We start from the raw sequence: 18371 nt of genomic DNA, 5'->3' as shown, positions 1-18371 counted from the left end.
GCTTGCGCGGGCGCGGCCCCGGTCCCGGCCTTCAATCCGTGGATTCGCCCCAGGCCACGCGGCCCTGGCCTGCTTCGTTCACATGGTGGACGAAAGCCTCGGCCTCGGCCTCGGGCAGGCGCAGTTGCAGCGTGACCAGCGTGGCATGCTGCACCTGCAGCAGCTGCACGCCAGCACCGTCGATCATGCGGCGCAGCAGTCCTTCCAGGGCGTAGGGCACGCTGCATTCCAGGGTGCGCATGCGCTGCAGCGGCACCTTGTCGGCCTGCAGCAGCGCCTGGGCCACGGTATCGGTATAGGCGCGCACCAGGCCACCCGCGCCCAGCTTCACCCCGCCGAAATAGCGCACCACGGTGGCCAGCACGCCCTCCAGGTCCTGGTGGCGCAGCACATCCAGCATGGGCCGCCCGGCGGTGCCGCTGGGCTCGCCGTCGTCCACCGCGGCGGACTGGCCGCCCGCCAGCAGCGCCCAGCACACATGGGCCGCGCCCGGGTGTTCGCGCCACAGCGCATCCACCACGGCCTGCGCGCTCGCGCGGTCGGCCATGGGCTGCACGCAGCCGATGAAGCGGCTTTTCTTGATGATGAGTTCGCTGTGAACGGGGGCGCTGAGGGTGTAGGGCATGGGGGCGGCCGAGCTTACCCCATGGGCCGACGGCGGCAAGGGCCATGCGGAGGCAGTTAGGCGCAAAGGGGGCATGGCTTCTAAAATGCCCGGCCCCCACCTGCAGGCCCGCCCATGAACGCCCCGATCGATGTCTCCTTCTTCCCGCGCAACGCCAAGCCGTTGACCAGCTACCGCCCTTATTGGGCCAAGCGCTTTGGCGTGGCGCCGTACCTGCCCATGAGCCGTGCCGAGATGGAGCAGCTGGGCTGGGACAGCTGCGACGTGGTGCTGGTGACGGGCGATGCCTATGTGGACCACCCGAGCTTCGGCATGGCGGTGATCGGGCGGGTGCTGGAGGCGCAGGGCTTTCGCGTGGGGATCATCGCGCAGCCGGACTGGCAGAGCGCCGACGCGTTCAAGGTGCTGGGCAAGCCCAACCTGTTCTGGGGCGTGACCGCGGGCAACATGGATTCGATGATCAACCGCTACACGGCGGACCGCAAGATCCGCAGCGACGACGCCTACACGCCCGGCGACGTGGGCGGCAAGCGGCCCGACCGCGCCGCCGTGGTCTACAGCCAGCGCTGCCGCGAGGCGTACAAGGACGTGCCCATCGTGCTGGGCGGCATCGAAGGCTCTCTGCGCCGCATTGCCCACTATGACTACTGGAGCGACAAGGTGCGCCGCTCCATCGTGGTGGACAGCAAGTGCGACATCCTGCTGTTCGGCAACGCCGAGCGCGCCCTGGTCGAAGTGGCCCACCGCATTGCGCGGCGCGACCCGGTGGATACCATCACCGACGTGCGCGGCACGGCCTTCGTGCGGCGCGCGTCCGAGCCCGGATGGTTCGAGATCGACTCCACCGAGGTGGACGAGCCCGGCCGCGTGGATGAGCTGATCAATCCCTACATGACCACCAGCGAGCAGGCTGCGGCCCAGGGCCAGGCGTGTTCGCAGGAAGATGCTACAAATTCAATAGCTGCCAGCGCTGATCCACAAAGCGCTGCAGGCCAAAAACCCTTGCAGACCGTGCAGATCGTGCCCAACCCGGCGCTGCCCTCCAAGGGGCGCAGCGGTCGGGCGCTGCCGCCGCGCGAGCGCACCGTGATCCGCCTGCCCAGCTATGAGCAGGTGAAGGCCGATCCGGTGCTCTACGCCCACGCCAACCGCGTGCTGCACCTGGAGACCAACCCCGGCAACGCCCGCGCGCTGGTGCAGGCGCATGGTGAGGGCGCGACGGCGCGCGACGTGTGGCTGAACCCGCCGCCCGTCCCGCTCACCACGGCCGAGATGGACTGGGTGTTCGGCCTGCCGTATGCGCGCAACCCGCACCCGCAGTACCAGGACGCGCAGGGCAGCTACGAGGGGCCGACCAAGATCCCGGCGTGGGAGATGATCCGCGCGTCGATCAACATCATGCGCGGCTGCTTTGGCGGCTGCACCTTCTGCTCCATCACCGAGCACGAGGGACGCATCATCCAGAGCCGCTCGGAAGATTCCATCATTGCCGAGGTGGAGGACATCCGGGACAAGGTCAAGGGCTTCACCGGCACCATCTCCGACCTGGGCGGCCCCACGGCCAACATGTACCGCCTGGGCTGCAAGAGCCCAGAGATCGAAGCCGCCTGCCGCAAGCCGAGCTGCGTGTTTCCCGGCATCTGCCAGAACCTGCACACGGACCATGCGCCGTTGGTCAACATCTACCGCCGTGCGCGCAAGCTGCCGGGCATCAAGAAGATCCTCATCGGCTCCGGCCTGCGCTACGACCTGGCGGTGAAGTCCCCCGAATACGTGAAGGAGCTGGTGCAGCACCACGTGGGCGGGTACCTCAAGATCGCGCCCGAGCACACCGAGGCGGGGCCGCTGTCCAAGATGATGAAGCCAGGCATCGGCAACTATGACCGCTTCAAGCAGATGTTCGAGCAGTACACCGAAGAGGCGGGCAAGAAACAGTTCCTGATCCCGTACTTCATCGCCGCCCACCCCGGCACCACCGACGAGGACATGCTGAACCTGGCCATCTGGCTCAAGAAGAACGGCTTTCGCGCCGACCAGGTGCAGGCCTTCTACCCCAGCCCCATGGCCAGCGCCACGGCCATGTACCACTCGGGCCGCAACCCGCTCACGCGCGTGCGACGGCAGATGCGCGACGTGGCCGAGGAACAGGTGGACGTGGTGCGTGGCGAAAAGCGCCGCCGCCTGCACAAGGCCTTCCTGCGCTACCACGACCCCAACAACTGGCCGCTGCTGCGCGAGGCGCTGAAAAGCATGGGCCGGGCCGACTTGATCGGCAACGGCAAGCACCACCTGATCCCCACCTTCCAGCCGCTGGTCGACGGCAGCTACCAGAGCGCCCGCAAGAAGAACAGCACCGGGCCCAAGGGTGGCGGGGCCGGCGTGGGCTACACCATCAACAAGGACGGCAAGGCCGTGGCGCTGCGCCGCCGCCCGCAGGAGCTGGAGGAGCCGCAGGGAGACGTGCGTTTTCGTAGCAGTGCGCCGCAGCCGGGCCGCATGCTCACGCAGAACACCGGCCTGCCGCCACGTGCCGGCACCGGTGCCCGCACTGGCAGCCGTGGCAATGCCGGCGGCAACGCTGCGGGCGCCGCGGGGCGTCGCCAGGGCGGGGCCGGCACCCCGGCGTCGGGTAAGGGTACGGGCCGGCGGCGCTGACGGGGCGGCACCCGGCCGTCAGCGCGCGGGACCGGCGGGGGCGGACACCAACTCCTCAATGACCAGGCGGCGGTAGTAGAACGCCGCCAGCGGGCCCAGCGGCTGCAGCAGGTCGCGCAGCGTCTCCGGAGCGTCGGAATCCGTGGCACGCAGCAACAGGCCGTGGGCGCCGTCGCTGGCCAGTTGCGCGATGCGGCGCACGATCACGCCCTCCGCACCGACCGAGGGCAGGGGTGCATCGGCATTGCCCAGCGTGCGCACCACATGTTCCAGGATCATCGGCGGCGTGGCGTGCGCCACGTCATCGCGACCCTGGGCCTGCAGCGCCTGGCCTGCGGAGCGCGCCGCCTCCTCGTTCGCAAACAGCGCGAACACATGGCCCGTGGGGTAGAAAGTCCCGGTCGCCGTGGTCATGCTCGGGTCGAGGGCGAAAGGCTTCATGGCGTCGTTCTCCAATGCGGCAAAAAACTGGACCCATTGGAGGCGCAGCAGCATCGCCTGGCTGTCGGGTGATGGAAGGCCGCGCTGTCGGACGTGGCCGCAGGGCATGCCGCAGATCCCGATTAAAACCGGCCTTGCCGCAATGCTGGTAAGCGCGAGCAGCTATAAAAAAGAAAGCACTTCGCGCAGCGTCTGCGGCCGCAGCGTCCACACCGCCAGTGCGGCGCAGTTCAACACCACCGTGCCCCAATACACCGCGCGGAAGTCCTGTTTACGCGATTTATGGCGCAGCCACTGCTGGGCCCACCATGCGGCAGGCCAGCCGCCCAGCAGGGCGAGCAGGTGCAGGTGGCTCTCCCGGGTGCGCCACGTGCCGCGTTGGGCGGCGCTCTTGTCCAGCGCGTAGGTGAAGAAGGTCAGCAGGTTCAGGGCCGCCGCCGCGCCCAGCCACCACAGCGGCAACCGCTGCGCCCAGGCGCCCCAGCCCCACAGGCCCAGCCAGAGCAGCATCAGCGCCAGGGCGATGCCCGCGCCTGCGGGTGCCTGCGGTGCGCAGCGCGGGCGCGTGTGCCTGGCGGTGGCCGGCGTGGGGCGGGCGGTGGGTCGCGTGGATGGCGGGGCGGATGCTGCGCGGGCCGGAGACCGGTGGGCGGAAGGGGAGCCGCTCGGTTGGCTGCGTGGACGCACATCCATCGCGCGCGGTCCCTTGCCGCCCACGTGGATCTCTTCATACTCCACCGGCATCCCGTGGGAGGGCGGCGCCGTGCCCCGGAAGTCCCGTACATGAAAGAACACCTGGGTGCTGCCAGCGCCCTGGATGAAGCCAAAGCCTTTGTCCGCGTTCCATTGCCGGACGATGCCGTGTGTGCGCATGTTCAAACATCCGCCGCGCTGGACGGCGGAAGTGTGGCCATGGGCTGGCCGTCAGGGGGCAGGGTGGTGGCCTGTGGTCCAGGACATGCGCGGACACTGAGCCGGCGGCATGCCAGCGGGGCAGGGGGATCGAGCGCGAGAGGCATGGGTGGAAAGCGGAGGCGGTGAACGGAGGGCCGCGGCTGGAACTTCGGCGCCCGTGCGCGCCCCGATCCCGGCTGACCGCCAAAATCATATCGTGCCCTCTCACGCCTTCCTCTTGCCGCAGCGCCGCAGCACCATGGCCGCGCTGGCGGGCCTCGCCACCCTTCCCGGAGTCTTCATGAGCCCCCTGTCCGAAGCCGCCCCGTTGCTGGAGGCGCTGCGCCCCTCGCCGCGCATGCCGGTGCTGTTCGTGGGCCATGGCAGCCCCATGAACGCCATCGAAGACAACGCCTGGCGCCGCACCTGGCAGGACATGGGGGCGGAACTGCTGGCGCGCGGGCACCGGCCGCAGCTCATCCTGTGCGTGTCGGCCCATTGGCTCACGCGCGGCGGCTGGCAGCTGACGGGCATGGCCGCGCCCCGTACCATCCACGACTTTGGCGGTTTCCCGCGCGAGCTGTTCGAGCAGCAGTACCCGGCGCCGGGCGCACCGCAGGTGGCGCGCAGCCTGGCGCAGGAGCTGCGCTCACCCGCGACGGCGCGCGCCCTGGAGGTGGACGCGGGGGCGTGGGGCCTGGACCACGGCACGTGGTCCGTGCTCAAGCCCATGTTCCCGGCGGCGGATATTCCGGTGCTGCAGCTCAGCATGGACTACGCGCGCCCGGCGGCTGAGCATTACGCCCTGGGCCAGCAGCTGCGCGCGCTGCGCGAGCGTGGGGTGCTGATCGTGGGCAGCGGCAATGTGGTGCACAACCTGCGCGCCGCACGGCGCGGCACAGGTATCAATGCAGCCTACGAGTGGGCGAACGAATTCGACGTCAAGGTGCAGGAACTGGTGAAGGCGGGCCGCCTGGACGCGCTGGTGGCCTTCCAGCAGTGGGGCCCGATGGCGCCGCTGGCGCATCCCACGCATGAGCATTACCTGCCACTGCTGTATGCCGCAGGCGCCGCGCTGCCCACGGAGATGCCGCGCTTTTTCAACACGGGTTTTCAGTCGGCCTCGATCTCCATGCGCTCCATGCTCTGGGGCTGAGCTATCTAAATTGATAGCTATTAGCGCTTGCTGGATGGGTGTTTGAGCCCGAAAACACATGAAAAAACCGCCCGAAGGCGGTTGCTTTTTTGGGGCATCGCTGCGGCTCAGATCACCTTGGCGATGGCCTGGCAGACGTAGTCGATGTTCTTGCTGTTGAGCGCGGCCACGCACATGCGGCCGGTGTCGGTGCCGTACACGCCGAACTCATTGCGCAGGCGCACCATCTGGTCTTTGGACAGGCCCGAGTAGCTGAACATGCCGATCTGCGTGGTGATGAAGCCCATGTCCTGCTTCACACCGGCGGCCTTCAGGCCGTCCACCAGCTTCTGGCGCATTTCCTTGATGCGCACGCGCATCTCGCCCAGCTCCTTTTCCCACAGGGCGCGCAGCTCGGGGTTGTTCAGCACCGCCGCCACCACGGCGCCGCCGTGCGTGGGCGGGTTGCTGTAGTTGGTGCGGATCACGATCTTGAGCTGCGAGAGCACGCGCGCGGCCTCGTCCTTGTCGTTGGCCACCACGGACAGCGCACCCACGCGCTCGCCGTACAGGCTGAAGCTCTTGGAGAACGAGGTGGACACGAAGATGTTCAGGCCGGCCGCGACGAACTTGCCGATCACGGCGCCGTCCTCGGCAATACCGTGGCCGAAGCCCTGGTAGGCCATGTCGAGGAAGGCCACCAGGCCCTTGGCCTTCACGGCGGCGATCACCTGCTCCCACTGCGCGGCGGTGATGTCGTAGCCCGTGGGGTTGTGACAGCAGGCATGCAGCACCACGATGGTGCCGGGCGCGGCGGCGTTCAGGTCCGCCAGCATGCCGTCGAAGTCCACCTTGCGGTTGGCGGCGTCGTAGTAGCGGTAGCTGCCCACCTCGAAGCCGGCATTGGTGAAGATGGCGCGGTGGTTTTCCCAGCTCGGGTCGGAGATCAGCACCTTCGCGTTCGGGCTGATCTTCTTGAGGAAGTCTGCGCCGATCTTCAGGCCGCCCGTGCCGCCAATGGCCTGCACCGTGGCCACGCGGCCGGCCTTGACGACGTCGGACTCCGCGCCGAACACCAGGGCCTTGACCGCGTTGTCATAGGCGGCGATGCCGTCGATGGGCAGGTAGCCGCGCGCGGCAGGCTTGTCCATCATGGCCTTCTCGGCCGCCTGCACGCACTGCAGCAGGGGCAGCTTGCCGTTGTCGTCGAAGTACACGCCCACGCCCAGGTTGACCTTGGCTGGATTGGGGTCGGCGGCGTATTGTTCGTTGAGACCCAGGATCGGGTCGCGGGGAGCCATTTCGACGGCGGTGAACAGAGACATGAAAAGTCCTTGAGGGGATGGAAATCTGACGACGGGACCTCACCTACGGTAGGCTTTCGGTCCACTCTTGATTTTAACGGCCGCCCCCGCGCGCCGTTTACCTCCGCCATGCATGAAGTCACCTCTGAGCCGGCCGCTGGCGCGGCGGACGGGCAGTTCGTCCAGTTTCCAGGTTCGCCCTTTTCGTTGTACCAGCCATACCCTCCCGCCGGTGATCAGCCCGAGGCCATCGCCAAGCTGGTGGAGGGCGTGCAGGACGGCGAGGTGTTTCAGACCCTGCTGGGGGTGACGGGCTCGGGCAAGACCTTCACCATGGCGAACGTGATTGCCCGCCTGGGACGGCCGGCCATCATCTTCGCGCCCAACAAGACGCTGGCAGCACAGCTGTACAGCGAGTTCCGCGAGTTCTTTCCCAAGAACGCCGTGGAGTACTTCGTGAGCTACTACGACTACTACCAGCCCGAGGCCTATGTGCCTCAGCGCGACTTGTTCATTGAGAAGGACAGCGCCATCAACGAGCACATCGAGCAGATGCGCCTGTCGTGCACCAAGAGCTTGCTGGAGCGGCGCGATGTGGTCATCGTGGCCACGGTGTCGGCCATCTACGGCATTGGCGAGCCCGAGAGCTACCACCGCATGATCATGACGCTGCGCGTGGGCGACCAACTGAGCCAGCGTGACGCGATCGCGCAGCTGATCCGCATGCAGTACCAGCGCAACGAGCAGGACTTCAGCCGGGGCAAGTTCCGCGTGCGTGGCGACACCATCGATGTGTTCCCTGCCGAGCATTCCGAGTTGGCGGTGCGCATCGAACTGTTCGACGACGAGGTGGAAAGCCTGCAGCTGTTCGACCCGCTCACGGGGCGTATCCAGCAAAAGATCCCGCGCTTCACGGTGTACCCCAGCAGCCATTACGTGACGCCGCGCGACAAGGTGCTGGCGGCCGTGGAGACCATCAAGCAGGAACTGGACGAGCGGCTCAAGTTCTTCGTGGCCGAGGGCAAGTTGGTGGAGGCGCAACGGCTGGAGCAGCGCACGCGCTTCGACCTGGAAATGCTCAGCGAAGTGGGGCACTGCAAGGGCATCGAGAACTACACGCGTCACCTGTCGGGTTCTGCGCCTGGCGAGCCGCCGAGCACGCTGACCGACTACCTCCCGCCCGATGCGCTGATGTTCCTGGATGAGAGCCACCAGATGATCGGGCAACTCAACGCCATGTACAACGGCGACCGCGCGCGCAAGACCACGCTGGTCGAGTACGGCTTTCGCCTGCCATCGGCATTGGACAACCGGCCGCTCAAGTTCGAGGAGTTCGAGCAGCGCATGCGGCAGGTGGTGTTTGTATCGGCCACTCCGGCTGATTATGAGAAGGAGCACTCGGGCCAGGTGGTGGACCAGGTGGTACGGCCCACCGGCTTGGTGGACCCGGAGGTGGAGGTGCGTCCCGCTACCCATCAGGTGGATGACGTGCTGCAGGAAATACGCATTTGCACGCAAAAGAATCAACGCGTACTCATTACGACGCTGACGAAGCGCATGGCGGAGCAACTGACCGATTACCTGAGCGACAACGGGGTCAAGGTGCGCTATCTGCACTCCGATATCGACACCGTGGAACGCGTGGAAATCATTCGCGACCTGCGCCTGGGAGCCTTCGATGTCCTGGTGGGGATCAACCTGCTGCGTGAGGGGCTGGACATTCCTGAGGTCTCCCTGGTGGCCATCCTGGATGCCGATAAGGAGGGTTTCCTGCGCGCCGAACGCAGCCTGATCCAGACCATCGGCCGGGCGGCGCGCAACCTGCACGGCAAGGCCATTCTGTATGCCGACCGGATCACCGACTCAATGCGCAAGGCGATCAGCGAAACGGAACGCCGCCGCGCCAAACAGATCGCATACAACGAGGCCCGGGGTATTACGCCGCGCAGCATCGTCAAGCAGGTGCGAGACCTGATTGACGGCGTGTACAGCGAGAAGGCAGGCCAGGAAGCCCAGCGACTCCGCGAAGATGCGGCGCGGCAGGCCGAACTGGAGGAGATGTCCGAAAAGGACATTGCCCGCGAAATCAAGCGGCTGGAAAAGCTCATGCTAGAACACGCCCGCAACCTGGAGTTTGAGCAGGCAGCTCGGGTGCGCGATCAATTGACCCGTCTCAAGGACCGGGTGTTCGGAGCGCATGGCGGCGATCAAATCCCTGCCGCATGACCAGGTTTTGCGACCCTGCAGGAGAAAACGCGACTGTTTAGTCTAGTTACCCGACAAAATTAATAGGGATTTGTGCTATACTTGTCTGAAATACTCAAGAAAGAGCCCCACAACAAACAAGGGCCTTGGAGGCTGCAACCGTAGCGCTTCAGGGAAAGGGTGGAGACGGTGCCCGGTTGGCTATACGCATGCCGCGGCGTTTCTATAACGATCAAGCCTAGACAAGGAGCTTGCGATGCGTCTCACAACCAAAGGCCGTTTTGCGGTCACCGCCATGATCGATTTGGCCCTGCGCCAGAACAACGGGCCCGTCACCTTGGCGGCCATCAGCCAGCGCCAACAAATTTCGCTGTCCTATCTGGAGCAATTGTTCGGAAAGCTGCGCCGCCACGAACTGGTGGAATCCACGCGCGGCCCTGGCGGCGGTTATACGCTCGCCCGCAAGGCGGGCGATATCACCGTGGCAGACATCATCGTCTCCGTGGACGAGCCCATTGATGCCACGCAGTGCGGTGGCAAGGAAAACTGCCTGGGCGAGGCGGGCCGTTGCATGACGCACGAGCTGTGGGCCTCTCTGAACCAGCGCATGGTGGAATTCCTGGATTCCGTCACGCTGCAGAAACTGGTGGACGACCAGCTCGCCAAGGGCGTGCAAATCGAAGACAAGCCGGTCACGCGCCGCGCGATCTCCACCACGCCGGTGGTCAAGCCGATCCGTGTGAACGCACCCAATTCGGTGTTTGCCCTCGGCAACGCGTTCGCCAAATCTTGAGCTGCAGGCTGACCTGCGCCGGCCACGGGCTGCGCGCGGGGCGGGCTCGCCACGTCGACCCTATTGCTTTCTGATGCCAGCCAGAACTTTTCACTGAGCCAGCCATGGACATGACTCCGCATTTCCCTATCTATCTTGACTACGGCGCCACGACCCCCGTGGACGGCCGAGTCGTCGACGCGATGATTCCCTGGTTGCGCGAACACTTCGGCAACCCGGCGTCGCGCAGCCACGCCTGGGGCTGGGAGGCCGAAGAGGCCGTGGAGCAAGCCCGCGGCCATGTGGCCGATTTGATCGGCGCCGACCCGCGCGAGATCGTGTGGACCTCGGGCGCCACTGAATCCAACAACCTCGCCATCAAGGGCGCTGCCCATTTCTACCAAGGCAAGGGCAAGCATCTCATCACCGTGAAGACGGAGCACAAGGCCGTCCTTGACGTGATGCGTGAACTGGAGCGCCAAGGCTTTGAGGTGACCTACCTCGATGTGCAGGAGAACGGCCTGCTTGACATCGAGAAGTTCAAGGCCGCCATCCGCCCTGACACGATCCTGGCCAGTGTCATGTTCGTGAACAACGAAATCGGCGTGATCCAGGACATTCCCCAGCTGGGTGCACTTTGCCGCGAGAAGGGCATCATTTTTCATGTGGATGCCGCGCAGGCCACCGGCAAGGTCGAAATCGACCTGAACCAATTGCCCGTGGATTTGATGAGCCTGGCTTCGCACAAGACTTACGGACCCAAGGGCATCGGAGCCCTCTACGTGCGCCGCAAGCCGCGCGTGCGCCTGGAAGCGCAGATGCATGGTGGCGGCCACGAGCGCGGCATGCGTTCAGGCACGTTGCCCACCCACCAGATTGTGGGCATGGGCGAGGCTTTCCGCCTGGCCAAGCTGGAAATGGCCCAGGATTTGGGCAAGGTCCAAGCGCTGCAAAAGCGTCTGCTGGACGGTCTGAAGGATGTGGAGCAGGTCTTTATCAACGGCGACCTGGAGCGGCGCGTACCCCACAACCTGAACATGAGCTTCAACTTCGTGGAAGGCGAATCCCTGATCATGGGCATCAAGGGACTGGCGGTGTCTTCCGGGTCGGCTTGCACTTCGGCGAGCTTGGAACCCAGCTATGTGCTGCGCGCCCTGGGCCGCAGCGATGAGCTGGCCCACAGCAGCCTGCGCATGACCATTGGCCGTTTCACGACGGAAGAAGAAATTGACTACGCGATCAGCACCATCCGGCACAACGTCGCCAAGTTGCGTGAGTTGAGCCCTCTCTGGGAGATGTACCAGGATGGGGTGGACCTGAGCACCATCCAATGGGCGGCTCACTGACCACACGCGGCACGACGGAATACAGGAGAAACACACCATGGCTTACTCGGACAAAGTGATTGACCATTACGAGAACCCCCGCAATGTGGGTTCCTTCGACAAGGGTGACGACTCGGTGGGCACCGGCATGGTCGGTGCGCCGGCTTGCGGCGACGTGATGAAGCTGCAGATCAAGGTGAACCCCGATACGGGCGTGATTGAGGATGCGCGCTTCAAGACCTACGGCTGCGGCTCCGCCATTGCGTCCTCGTCGCTGGTGACGGAGTGGGTCAAGGGCAAGACGCTGGATGAGGCCGCCTCGCTCAAGAACAGCCAGATCGCCGAAGAGCTGGCGCTGCCGCCGGTGAAGATCCACTGCTCCATCCTGGCGGAAGACGCCATCAAGGCCGCCGTCAACGATTACAAGGCCAAGCACGGAGCGGCTGTCCAGGCCGCCTGAAGACCATGGCGATCACGCTGACCGAAGCTGCCGCGCGCCATGTGACGCGCTACCTCGCCCGGCGGGGAAAGGGCGTGGGCGTGCGCCTGGGTGTCAAGACCACCGGATGCTCAGGCCTGGCTTACAAGCTTGAATATGTCGATGAGCAGGCACCCGAAGACGTTGTGTTTGAAAATCACGGCGTCAAGGTGCTGATCGATCCCAAGAGCCTTGCTTATATCGACGGGACCGAGCTGGATTTTGTGCGCGAGGGACTCAATGAAGGCTTTCGCTTCAATAACCCGAACGAGCGCGACCGCTGTGGTTGTGGAGAGAGCTTCCGCGTGTGAGCACGCCGTAGGCCGCTTATTGCACAGGACCGCCATCGCCCGCCGCGCTGGCGGTTTTTTTATTGCCATGAATCTCCAATCCGACGATTTCGAACTTTTTGGCGTGCCACGCCGCTTTGCCCAGGACCGCGACGCCCTCGACGCGCGGTGGAAGGACCTGCAGCGCGAAGCCCATCCCGACCGGTTTGCGGCGCAGGGCGCCGCCGCCCAGCGTGTGGCGATGCAATGGTCGGTGCGCATCAACGAGGCATACCAACGCCTGAAGGATCCTTTGAAGCGGGCCGCTTACCTTTGCGAACTGGGCGGCTCGCCCATCCGCGCCGAGGACAACACCGCCATGCCCGCGGCCTTCCTGATGCAGCAGATGGAGTGGCGCGAAGCCCTGGATGAGGCCCGCAGTGCTGCGGAGCTTGACGCGCTGGACGACACCACCCATATGGCGCGGCAAGTGGCGTTGGCCCGTTGTGCGGAACTGCTGGACCAGCAGCAGGACTATGCCGGCGCAGCCCGCGAGGTCAGAGCCCTCATGTTCATTGCGCGATTTGCGCACGACATCGATTTGCGCCGAGAGCAACTGGGACAATAGGCGCTTTATTCGGTCACTCCTGCCTGGGCGTGCGCTCGCGGGCCCCGGCTTTTCCACACTCATTTCATGGCGCTTCTGCAGATTTCCGAACCAGGGCAATCGCCCGATCCTCACCAGCGGCGCGTTGCCATCGGCATTGATCTGGGCACCACGCATTCGCTGGTGGCGGCGGTGCGCAACGGGGTCGCCGAGTGCTTGCCCGATGCGCAGGGCAGGGTGCTTTTGCCTTCCGTCGTTCGCTACCTGAGCGGGGGCGGGCGGCAGATCGGCTACGAGGCCGCTGCAGCGCAGATGCAGGACCCGGCCAACACGGTGTCGTCCGTCAAGCGATTCATGGGCCGGGGCCTGGGCGACATCACGGGGCGCGAGAAACTGCCCTATGACTTCATTGCAGCGGCTGACAGTGGCGGAATGCTCTCGCTGTCCACCGCAGCAGGCGTGAAATCGCCGGTGGAAGTCAGTGCCGAGATCCTCGCCACGCTGCGCTACCGCGCCGAAGACAGCTTTGACAGTGACCTTTACGGCGCCGTGATCACGGTGCCTGCATATTTCGACGACGCGCAGCGCCAGGCGACCAAGGATGCCGCCCACCTCGCGGGCCTGAATCTGCTGCGCCTGATCAACGAGCCGACGGCCGCCGCGATTGCCTACGGGCTGGACAACGGAGCCGAAGGCGTCTATGCCGTGTACGACCTGGGCGGTGGCACGTTCGATATCTCCGTGTTGCGCCTGGCGCAAGGGGTGTTCGAAGTCATTGCCACCGGCGGGGACTCGGCCCTGGGTGGTGACGATTACGACGCGGCCCTGGCCGAGTGGGTGATGCAGCAGACAGGTGTTCGGGCGAGTACGCCCGAGGACAAGACGGCGGTGCGCTTGGCCGCGCGCGCCTGCAAGGAAGCGCTGACTGCTACTGATAATGTAGCTTTTACCGCAGATGTGGCGGGCGCTACAGTGCAATTTGATGTAAAGCGTGAAGATTTTGCTGCAGTGACAGCGGATCTCACCCAGCGCTCCCTGGCGGCGGTGCGCCGCACCTTGCGCGATGCGCAGATCGAGCGCGACGAGGTCAAGGGCGTGGTGCTGGTGGGCGGCTCCACGCGCATGCCGGTCGTGCGCGCCGCGGTGGCCGAATTTTTCGGCCGTGAACCGCTGACCAACCTCAACCCGGACGAAGTGGTGGCCATCGGCGCGGCCATCCAGGCCAACCAACTGGCCGGCAACGATGCGGCCGGCGATCTGTTGCTGCTGGACGTGATTCCGCTGTCGCTGGGCATCGAAACCATGGGTGGGCTGGTCGAACGCATCATCGGCCGCAACGAGACTATTCCCACGGCCAAGGCGCAGGACTTCACCACCTACAAAGACGGCCAAACCGCTCTTGCCATCCACGTGGTGCAGGGCGAGCGCGACCTGGTGCAGGACTGCCGCAGCCTAGCGCGCTTTGAGCTGCGGGGCATTCCGCCCATGGCAGCGGGCGCGGCGCGCATCCGCGTCACGTTCACGGTCGATGCGGATGGTCTGCTCAGCGTGGCTGCGCGCGAGCAGGCCAGCGGTGTGGAGGCGCGTATTGACGTCAAGCCATCCTACGGGCTCAGCGACGAGCAGATCGCGCGCATGCTGCAAGAGGGCTTTGCGACCGCGCAGCAGGACATGCAGACGCGCGCATTGGTTGAAGCCCGTGTGGATGCCGACCGCCTGCTGATCGCCACGCAGAGCGCACTGGACGTGGACGGCGATGTACTAACGGCCGCGGAGCGCACGCCGATCGACGACCTGATGCATGCACTGCGCGCCACGCTGGAGACCAGCACCGACGCGGCGGCTGTCGAGGCCGCAGCGCAGGCCCTGGCCAAGGGCACCGAGGCGTTTGCTGCGCAGCGCATGAACCGCGGTATCCGCCAAGCCCTGGCAGGCAAGAACGTCAGCGCCCTCTGAGCGCACAAACCTCATCCATTGATTCAAACACCCATGCCCGTCATCAAGATCCTGCCTCATCACGAATACTGTCCCGAGGGCGCGGAAATCACCGCGCCGGCCGGCACCTCAATTTGCGAGGCATTGCTGGACAACGGCATCAAGATCGAGCACGCCTGCGATATGAGCTGCGCCTGCACGACCTGCCATGTGGTCGTGCGCAAAGGATTCGAATCGCTCAATGATGCGGAAGAGGAGGAGGAAGACCTGCTGGACCGCGCGTGGGGCCTGGAGCCGCAATCGCGCCTGTCGTGCCAGGCCATCCTGGCGCAGAGCGATGTGACGGTGGAGATTCCCAAGTACTCGATCAACCACGCCAAGGAGAACCACTGATGTCCCGGCAGATTGTTCTGGACACGGAGACCACCGGCCTGTCGGCGGAAGGGGGCGACCGCATCATCGAGCTGGGCTGCGTGGAACTCGTCAACCGCAAGCTCACCGGCAACAATCTGCATCTGTATCTGAACCCCGAGCGCGACAGCCATGAGGACGCGCTGAAGGTGCACGGCATCAGCAATGAATTCCTGCGCGACAAGCCCAAGTTTGCCGAGCGGGTGCAAGACATCCTGCAATACCTGCAGGGCGCAGAACTCATCATCCACAACGCGAGCTTCGACGTGGGCTTCCTGGACAAGGAGCTGGAGTTGGTCGGCCTGGCGCCGCTGTCCGCGCATGTCGGGGGCGTGATCGACACCCTGGCCATGGCCAAGGAGATGTTTCCGGGCAAGCGCAACTCGCTGGACTCGCTGTGCGACCGGCTGGGTGTGGACAATTCCAGCCGTACGCTGCACGGCGCCTTGCTGGACGCGGAGTTGCTGGCGGATGTCTACATCAACATGACCCGCGGGCAGGATGCCCTGCTGATCATGGATGAGGCCACCGCCGGGGCAGGAGGCACCACCGTGGCCGCGGTAGATCTGAGCCGCATTGCACTGACGGTGCTGACCGCCAGCGCGCAGGAGCTTGCCGAACATGAGGAAGTACTCGTGCAGATCGACAAGTCCAGCAGCGGTAAAACAATTTGGCGGACTTTGTCTGAGGCGTGAGAAAGCTATGCCATAATCGCGGGCTGTCGCAGCAACGACACGGGTGATTAGCTCAGCGGTAGAGCACTGCCTTCACACGGCAGGGGTCACATGTTCGATCCATGTATCACCCACCAGTTTTGTCAGGGCCTGTACTCGCAAAAATACAGTCCTTTGGGTGATTAGCTCAGCGGTAGAGCACTGCCTTCACACGGCAGGGGTCACATGTTCGATCCATGTATCACCCACCAATCCGAACCCCTTGCAGCCGGTATGGCCGCAAGGGGTTTTTTCTTGGCGCTGAGGTCGTGAGGGACTGCCGGCGTCGATGACAATCCGGCAGTCGCGATTGACTTGGCCGCCGTCGATGATCACCTTCCATAACCCGCTGCAGCACACCCACGCTCCCGAGCACGAATTTTTCCGCGGCGAGCGTGTACCGTGTTTCGAGAACCCGACGCGCGCGGCCTATGTGAAAGCCGCTTTGACTGCGCGGGGTCATGTACTGCACCCCCCGGATGTGGATTGCACGGAGGTACTGGCAAAGATCCATGCGCCGCGCTACCTGGCTTTTCTGGCTTCGGCGTGGCAGCAATGGGTGTCGCTGGGTGAAGGGCAGGACCGTGTGCAGCCGTTTCCGTCGGTATGGCCGGTACGCACATTGCGCTCGGATATAGAGCCCGACAATTTCATTGCCAAGCTGGGGCTGTACTCCATGGACAACGGCTCGCCGCTTGCAGCGGGCACCTGGACGGCAGCCAAGGCAGGCGCCGACGCGGCGGCCAGTGCCGCGGCGCGCCTGGCGGCTGGCGAGCGCGCCGCGTTCTGCAGCACACGCCCGCCGGGGCACCATGCAGGTCCCGATTTCATGGGCGGGTACTGCTTCTTGAACAACGCGGCCGTGGCGGCCCAATGGCTGCGCGACCACGGCGCGGCCCGTGTGGCCGTGTTGGACGTGGATTACCACCACGGCAACGGCACGCAGAGCATCTTCTATGACCGTGCGGACGTGCTCTTCGTCAGCATCCATGGCGATCCCCGCACCGAATACCCGTTTTATCTGGGACATGCCGATGAAACCGGCGCGGGCCTCGGCGCGGGCTGCAACCTGAACCTGCCTCTGCCGGCCGGCACCGATGCTGCCACTTGGTTTGCAGCCCTGGAGCAGGCCTGCGCGCGCATCGCCGCTTTTGGAGCGGATGCCCTGGTGGTCTCGCTGGGACTGGATACCTATGAGGGCGATCCGATCTCGCGCTTTCGGCTGGCGACGACGGATTTTCTGCGGCTGGGTGCGCGGCTGCGTGGTGTGGGACTGCCCACCGTGCTGGTGCTGGAAGGCGGCTACGCAGCGGCGGAGTTGGGAACGAATGCGGTGAATGTGCTCGAGGGTTTCGAGCAGGCATGACAACGGAGGCATGAGCGATGAGTGAGACGGTCGATTGCGTCGTGGTGGGCGCGGGGGTGGTGGGGCTGGCGGTGGCGCGTGCATTGGCGCTGCAAGGGCGCGAGGTCTGGCTGCTGGAGGCGGCCAATGCCATTGGCACCGAGACGAGTTCGCGCAACAGCGAGGTGATCCACGCCGGCATCTATTACCCGCAGGGTTCGCTCAAGGCGCGCTTGTGCGTACAAGGCAAGGCCATGCTGTACGACTACTGCAGCGAGCGCGGCGTGCCCCATAGTCGCTGCGGCAAGCTCATCGTCGCCACGTCGACCGAACAGCAGAACGCGCTGACGGGCATCAGAGCGCGCGCGCAGGCCAATGGCGTGGATGACCTGCAATGGCTCTCGCGGGAGGAAGCGCGTGCGCTGGAGCCCGAACTGGAATGTGTGGCAGCGCTGCTCTCGCCCAGTACCGGCATCGTGGACAGCCATGCCCTCATGCTGGCGTTGCTGGGCGACCTGGAGAACGCGGGTGGTGTTCTGGCATTGAATTCGCCTCTGGCCAAGGCCCGTTGCACGCCACAAGCTATCCATTTGGAAGCAATGGATGGCACGTGCATCAGTGCGCGCACCGTGGTCAACGCGGCCGGTTTGCATGCGCCAGTCCTCGCGCGCCAGTTCGAGGGGTTGTCCGCGGTGCATGTACCGCAGGCGGCCTATGCCAAAGGCAACTATTTCACGTTGTCCGGCCGGGCACCCTTCAGCCATCTCATCTATCCCGTACCGGAGGCGGCGGGGCTGGGCGTGCACCTGACGCTCGACCTGGGGGGGCAGGCCAAGTTCGGCCCCGACGTGCAATGGGTGGAAGGCCCCGAGGACCTGGTGGTGGATGCGAGCCGCTCCGAGGCCTTTTACGCCGAGGTGCGCAAGTACTGGCCTGGCCTGCGCGACGGTGCACTGGCGGCGGGCTACGCCGGCATACGCCCGAAGATCCACGGCCCCCATGAGCCCGCGGCAGACTTCCTGATCCAGGGGCCGCGCGATCACGGAGTCTCGGGGCTGGTCAACCTGTTTGGCATCGAATCACCTGGGCTGACCAGCGCGTTGGCAATCGGTGCGCACGTGGCCGGTCTGCTGCACCAAGACGCCGTGTCTTGATGCAACGCGGTCATTCTGTGATAGCGGCCATGCCCTGCGGCGCGAGCACTGGGCTAAGATGAGATACCCGCCTACATGGTTTGCCATGCACGGCGTATTACCG

Annotated in this window: 17 protein-coding genes and 2 tRNA genes; 15 read left to right on the top strand and 4 right to left on the bottom strand. The window is 65.1% G+C overall.

Annotated elements, in window-relative coordinates; genetic code table 11:
- Positions 1–31: 31 nt before the first annotated feature.
- Positions 32–625 (bottom strand): IMPACT family protein, encoded by a 594-nt coding sequence (locus MRB47_RS11715; RefSeq protein WP_252100787.1) that lies wholly within the window; start codon positions 623–625, stop codon positions 32–34.
- Between the two features lie 114 nt (positions 626–739).
- Here MRB47_RS11715 and MRB47_RS11710 point away from each other — a divergent pair, with 114 nt between their 5' ends.
- The gene (locus MRB47_RS11710; protein WP_252100786.1) at positions 740–3280 is read left to right on the top strand and encodes a YgiQ family radical SAM protein; all 2541 of its coding nucleotides are present in this window, start codon (positions 740–742) and stop codon (positions 3278–3280) included.
- A gap of 18 nt (positions 3281–3298) precedes the next feature.
- On the opposite strand, the gene MRB47_RS11705 is transcribed toward MRB47_RS11710, so the two are convergent.
- Together MRB47_RS11705 and MRB47_RS11700 are read right to left on the bottom strand one after the other, a co-directional pair.
- Positions 3299–3721, bottom strand: a complete 423-nt coding sequence (locus tag MRB47_RS11705; RefSeq protein ID WP_047350354.1) for a hypothetical protein — start codon at positions 3719–3721, stop codon at positions 3299–3301.
- Positions 3722–3883: 162 nt separating this feature from the next.
- Complete coding sequence (locus MRB47_RS11700) at positions 3884–4594, bottom strand: DUF1294 domain-containing protein (RefSeq protein ID WP_252100785.1); 711 nt, start codon at positions 4592–4594, stop codon at positions 3884–3886.
- Positions 4595–4916: 322 nt separating this feature from the next.
- On the opposite strand from MRB47_RS11700, the gene ygiD reads away from it, so the two are divergent.
- Positions 4917–5771, top strand: coding sequence for a 4,5-DOPA dioxygenase extradiol (gene ygiD, locus MRB47_RS11695; protein ID WP_252102621.1), 855 nt, complete (start codon positions 4917–4919; stop codon positions 5769–5771).
- Between the two features lie 107 nt (positions 5772–5878).
- Here ygiD and MRB47_RS11690 read toward each other — a convergent pair whose 3' ends face one another.
- The gene (locus MRB47_RS11690; protein ID WP_123676324.1) at positions 5879–7075 is read right to left on the bottom strand and encodes an amino acid aminotransferase; all 1197 of its coding nucleotides are present in this window, start codon (positions 7073–7075) and stop codon (positions 5879–5881) included.
- 108 nt (positions 7076–7183) lie between these two features.
- On the opposite strand from MRB47_RS11690, the gene uvrB reads away from it, so the two are divergent.
- The 13 genes from uvrB to MRB47_RS11625 all read left to right on the top strand — a co-directional run bounded on the left by uvrB (position 7184) and on the right by MRB47_RS11625 (position 18268).
- The gene (uvrB, locus tag MRB47_RS11685) at positions 7184–9280 is read left to right on the top strand and encodes an excinuclease ABC subunit UvrB (RefSeq protein ID WP_015913189.1); all 2097 of its coding nucleotides are present in this window, start codon (positions 7184–7186) and stop codon (positions 9278–9280) included.
- Positions 9281–9515: 235 nt separating this feature from the next.
- On the top strand, positions 9516–10052 hold the full coding sequence (gene iscR, locus MRB47_RS11680; RefSeq protein ID WP_011805376.1) for a Fe-S cluster assembly transcriptional regulator IscR: 537 nt from the start codon (positions 9516–9518) through the stop codon (positions 10050–10052).
- A 104-nt stretch (positions 10053–10156) separates the two neighbouring features.
- Complete coding sequence (locus MRB47_RS11675; protein ID WP_015913190.1) at positions 10157–11377, top strand: IscS subfamily cysteine desulfurase; 1221 nt, start codon at positions 10157–10159, stop codon at positions 11375–11377.
- 37 nt (positions 11378–11414) lie between these two features.
- Complete coding sequence (gene iscU / locus MRB47_RS11670; protein ID WP_252100784.1) at positions 11415–11816, top strand: Fe-S cluster assembly scaffold IscU; 402 nt, start codon at positions 11415–11417, stop codon at positions 11814–11816.
- A 5-nt stretch (positions 11817–11821) separates the two neighbouring features.
- Positions 11822–12145, top strand: a complete 324-nt coding sequence (gene iscA / locus MRB47_RS11665; protein WP_011805373.1) for an iron-sulfur cluster assembly protein IscA — start codon at positions 11822–11824, stop codon at positions 12143–12145.
- A 67-nt stretch (positions 12146–12212) separates the two neighbouring features.
- Positions 12213–12731 carry a Fe-S protein assembly co-chaperone HscB gene (gene hscB / locus MRB47_RS11660; RefSeq protein ID WP_011805372.1) on the top strand — a complete coding sequence of 173 codons (519 nt, stop codon included), beginning with the start codon at positions 12213–12215 and terminating at the stop codon, positions 12729–12731.
- Between the two features lie 66 nt (positions 12732–12797).
- Positions 12798–14666, top strand: coding sequence for a Fe-S protein assembly chaperone HscA (gene hscA / locus MRB47_RS11655; protein ID WP_252100783.1), 1869 nt, complete (start codon positions 12798–12800; stop codon positions 14664–14666).
- 33 nt (positions 14667–14699) lie between these two features.
- Complete coding sequence (fdx, locus tag MRB47_RS11650; RefSeq protein ID WP_011805370.1) at positions 14700–15038, top strand: ISC system 2Fe-2S type ferredoxin; 339 nt, start codon at positions 14700–14702, stop codon at positions 15036–15038.
- Positions 15038–15751, top strand: a complete 714-nt coding sequence (gene dnaQ, locus MRB47_RS11645; protein WP_011805369.1) for a DNA polymerase III subunit epsilon — start codon at positions 15038–15040, stop codon at positions 15749–15751. The genes fdx and dnaQ overlap by 1 nt, the downstream gene beginning before the upstream one ends.
- A gap of 41 nt (positions 15752–15792) precedes the next feature.
- Positions 15793–15867: transfer RNA gene (locus MRB47_RS11640), tRNA-Val, on the top strand.
- A gap of 39 nt (positions 15868–15906) precedes the next feature.
- Positions 15907–15981: transfer RNA gene (locus tag MRB47_RS11635), tRNA-Val, on the top strand.
- Positions 15982–16097: 116 nt separating this feature from the next.
- On the top strand, positions 16098–17135 hold the full coding sequence (locus MRB47_RS11630) for a histone deacetylase family protein (protein WP_252100782.1): 1038 nt from the start codon (positions 16098–16100) through the stop codon (positions 17133–17135).
- A 17-nt stretch (positions 17136–17152) separates the two neighbouring features.
- On the top strand, positions 17153–18268 hold the full coding sequence (locus MRB47_RS11625; RefSeq protein WP_011805367.1) for an NAD(P)/FAD-dependent oxidoreductase: 1116 nt from the start codon (positions 17153–17155) through the stop codon (positions 18266–18268).
- Positions 18269–18371 lie beyond the last annotated feature (103 nt).

Source organism: Diaphorobacter sp. LI3, from assembly GCF_022807955.1.
Taxonomy (GTDB): Bacteria; Pseudomonadota; Gammaproteobacteria; order Burkholderiales; family Burkholderiaceae_C; genus Diaphorobacter; species Diaphorobacter nitroreducens.
The sequence above is the reverse complement of the archived record's forward strand: the minus strand, read 5'-3'. Positions and strand labels throughout refer to the sequence as shown.

Bases quoted from the DNA above. Each gene is read 5' to 3' on its own strand.
- MRB47_RS11715 (WP_252100787.1), bottom strand. From the start codon at position 625: ATGCCCTACACCCTCAGCGCCCCCGTTCACAGCGAACTCATCATCAAG.
- MRB47_RS11710 (WP_252100786.1), top strand. From the start codon at position 740: ATGAACGCCCCGATCGATGTCTCCTTCTTCCCGCGCAACGCCAAGCCG.
- MRB47_RS11705 (WP_047350354.1), bottom strand. From the start codon at position 3,721: ATGAAGCCTTTCGCCCTCGACCCGAGCATGACCACGGCGACCGGGACT.
- MRB47_RS11700 (WP_252100785.1), bottom strand. From the start codon at position 4,594: ATGCGCACACACGGCATCGTCCGGCAATGGAACGCGGACAAAGGCTTT.
- ygiD (WP_252102621.1), top strand. From the start codon at position 4,917: ATGAGCCCCCTGTCCGAAGCCGCCCCGTTGCTGGAGGCGCTGCGCCCC.
- MRB47_RS11690 (WP_123676324.1), bottom strand. From the start codon at position 7,075: ATGTCTCTGTTCACCGCCGTCGAAATGGCTCCCCGCGACCCGATCCTG.
- uvrB (WP_015913189.1), top strand. From the start codon at position 7,184: ATGCATGAAGTCACCTCTGAGCCGGCCGCTGGCGCGGCGGACGGGCAG.
- iscR (WP_011805376.1), top strand. From the start codon at position 9,516: ATGCGTCTCACAACCAAAGGCCGTTTTGCGGTCACCGCCATGATCGAT.
- MRB47_RS11675 (WP_015913190.1), top strand. From the start codon at position 10,157: ATGGACATGACTCCGCATTTCCCTATCTATCTTGACTACGGCGCCACG.
- iscU (WP_252100784.1), top strand. From the start codon at position 11,415: ATGGCTTACTCGGACAAAGTGATTGACCATTACGAGAACCCCCGCAAT.
- iscA (WP_011805373.1), top strand. From the start codon at position 11,822: ATGGCGATCACGCTGACCGAAGCTGCCGCGCGCCATGTGACGCGCTAC.
- hscB (WP_011805372.1), top strand. From the start codon at position 12,213: ATGAATCTCCAATCCGACGATTTCGAACTTTTTGGCGTGCCACGCCGC.
- hscA (WP_252100783.1), top strand. From the start codon at position 12,798: ATGGCGCTTCTGCAGATTTCCGAACCAGGGCAATCGCCCGATCCTCAC.
- fdx (WP_011805370.1), top strand. From the start codon at position 14,700: ATGCCCGTCATCAAGATCCTGCCTCATCACGAATACTGTCCCGAGGGC.
- dnaQ (WP_011805369.1), top strand. From the start codon at position 15,038: ATGTCCCGGCAGATTGTTCTGGACACGGAGACCACCGGCCTGTCGGCG.
- MRB47_RS11630 (WP_252100782.1), top strand. From the start codon at position 16,098: ATGATCACCTTCCATAACCCGCTGCAGCACACCCACGCTCCCGAGCAC.
- MRB47_RS11625 (WP_011805367.1), top strand. From the start codon at position 17,153: ATGAGTGAGACGGTCGATTGCGTCGTGGTGGGCGCGGGGGTGGTGGGG.